General features: G+C 72.8%; 2 protein-coding genes and 2 pseudogenes. All 4 read right to left on the reverse strand.

The features are described from left to right. Nucleotides 1-325: pseudogene (locus J1M64_RS19260) on the reverse strand (glutamate--cysteine ligase); the annotation flags it as partial. 66 nt (nucleotides 326-391) lie between these two features. After that, entirely contained in the window at nucleotides 392-1,738 is a 1,347-nt protein-coding gene (locus J1M64_RS19265; RefSeq protein ID WP_241261807.1) for a circularly permuted type 2 ATP-grasp protein, read from the reverse strand. A 16-nt stretch (nucleotides 1,739-1,754) separates the two neighbouring features. Then, entirely contained in the window at nucleotides 1,755-2,108 is a 354-nt protein-coding gene (locus J1M64_RS20085; protein ID WP_241261808.1) for a hypothetical protein, read from the reverse strand. Beyond that, a pseudogene (locus J1M64_RS20090) lies at nucleotides 2,042-2,265 on the reverse strand (hypothetical protein); the annotation flags it as partial. The gene J1M64_RS20085 and the pseudogene J1M64_RS20090, both read right to left, overlap by 67 nt.

Raw genomic sequence — 2,265 nt, forward strand, 5'->3', positions numbered from 1 at the left:
GCGGGGCGGGGTCGAACTCCACGCCGGGCGAGGCCAGCGACCCTGCCGCGACCACCCCGGTCCGCAGTCCGTTGGCGGCCTCCGCCAGGCGGGTCCGGTTGCGGCGGAGGGCGTCCCCGAGCTCGCCGAGCCCGGTGTGGGGGCCCGCGTCCGCGACCACGATCGCGCCGTGTTGCTCCGGCCGGACGTGGCCCTCCTGCCCCCGTTGCCCGGTGTCGCCGAGAGCGGCGAGCACGTCCGCGGCGCGCCGAACTGGTCGCCGGGTCCTCGTGTCGACGAGGTGGAGTTCCTCTTCGATTCTGATCCATCGCTGTGCGTCGGTCATCATTCCCACGCTAAGCGAACCCGGGCGGGCCCGCACCCGCAGCAGATCCGCGGGCCCGGCGCGGGGTCACCGCATGATCCACGTGTCCTTGCCGCCGCCGCCCCTCGAGGAGTTGACGATCATCGATCCGGCCGGCGCGACCCGGGTGAGCCCGGCCGGGACCGCGTGCGCGGTGGTCCTGCCCCCCTCGCGTCGGACGTGGGCGAACGCACGCAGGTCCACGTGTCGGCGCTGCATCCGGGTGCCGTCGAAGGTCGGCAACGTGGACAGGGGCACGACCTCCTGGGCGATGAACCCCTCCGGCCGGGTGAGCAGATCCTCCCGGCGGGCGGCCAGCTCCGCCTCCGAGCACTCCGGTCCGATGGTGATCCCGAGTCCGCCGTACCCGTCGATCGGCTTGACCACGAGCTCGCCGAGGCGGTCCAGCACGAGGTCCCGCTGGGTCCGGTCGGCGCACAGGTAGGTGGGGACCTGCTCGAGGATCGGGGTCTCCCCCAGGTAGAAGTCGATCATGGCCGGGACCGAGGCGTAGACGGCCTTGTCGTCGGCCACCCCGTTGCCGAGGGCGTTGGCGATGGTCAGGCGACCGGCGCCGAGCGCGTCGAGCAGCCCGTCGCGCAGCGGGATGCCGTCGTCCCCCGGCGAGCTGAGGAGCATGTCCTCATCTATCCGGGCGTACATGACGTCCACCCGGTGCAGGTCGCGGCCCGCGCGATAATGCAGCACCCCGTCCCGGAAGGTGAGCCGGTCGGGTGTGACCAGCGGCAGTCCGCTGCGCTGCGCAATGAGTCGGTGCTCGAACCACGCCGAGTCGGTCGGCCCGGAGGAGACCACCGCGAGCTTCGGCCCGTCCCCGGCGGCCGGCGGCGCGGCCGCTTCCAGCGTCTCGCGGATCATGCCGAACGCCTGGTCGGGCGCGTGGAGATCGAACCCGCCCGTGAGGTCGCCGAACAGGGAGGTGGTCATCTGTCGCAGGGCGTGGGAAAAGGCGATCCCGGAGGGCACCCGGACGTTGTCCTCCAGAACGAACCACGTGCCATCGTCGCCGCACACCAGGTCGATCCCGCAGATGTGCGCCCGGGTCCGCCCCGGTCGTTGCACCCGTCCCGTGCTGCGGTGCCCGGGGGCGCGGTCCAGGGACTCGGGCGTCAGGTGACCCGCGCGCACGAACTCGCGCTGGCCGTAGATGTCGTCGAGGAAGGCGTCCAGGGCGCGGGCGCGCTGCTCGGTGCCGGCGGCCAGCACCCGCCACACCTCGGGCGAGATGATGCGGGGTACGAAATCCATGGGGAACGCCTGGGGCCGCTCCTGTCCGGTGACCCGGAACGTCACCCCGGCCACCGAGGCCTCCTTCTCCGCCGTCACCTGTCGCGACCGGAGCCGCACGGTGCCCGCCCGGTCCAGGGCCGACATCACGGGAGCGTAGGCCTCACGGGGGGGCACCCCCCTCCTCGACCGCCTCGTCCCAGCTCGGGTCGGCGTCGAGGCCCTCGATCGGTTCGTAGACGCCGAACAGTCGTGAGTGGGCATCGGGGACCGCCGACCGGGGACCGCTGATCCCGGCGGTCTCCGCCGCGAGCAGGTCGACCACGTCGTGGGGGTGCCCCCGCCGACGGAGGGCCTGGCGCTGCCGGAACGCACTGCTGCCGTTGTAGAGCGCGTTGTCGAGCAGGGTGCGAACGGTGTCGAGGTCACCCGACCGGTTCAACTCGCCGGTCAGGGACTCCACCAGATCCGAGACGACGTCGGTGGCGGGGCGGGCCCGGAAGGTGACGGGGTCCACGAGATCACCCTCGAGGCCCGGGCCTCCACCCGGATACGGACGCCACAGTAGATCTGATCCCGGGCCAGGTACTCGTAGTCGGCCAGGAGTCGACGAGTCCTCGGCGTCTCGTCGACGAGGGCGGATCCGGGGGGCACGAGCGGGACGGCCCCGGCGG

Origin of the sequence: Dietzia sp. KRD202 (assembly GCF_017168155.1) — a bacterium.
Classification (GTDB): Bacteria; Actinomycetota; Actinomycetes; order Mycobacteriales; family Mycobacteriaceae; genus Dietzia; species Dietzia kunjamensis.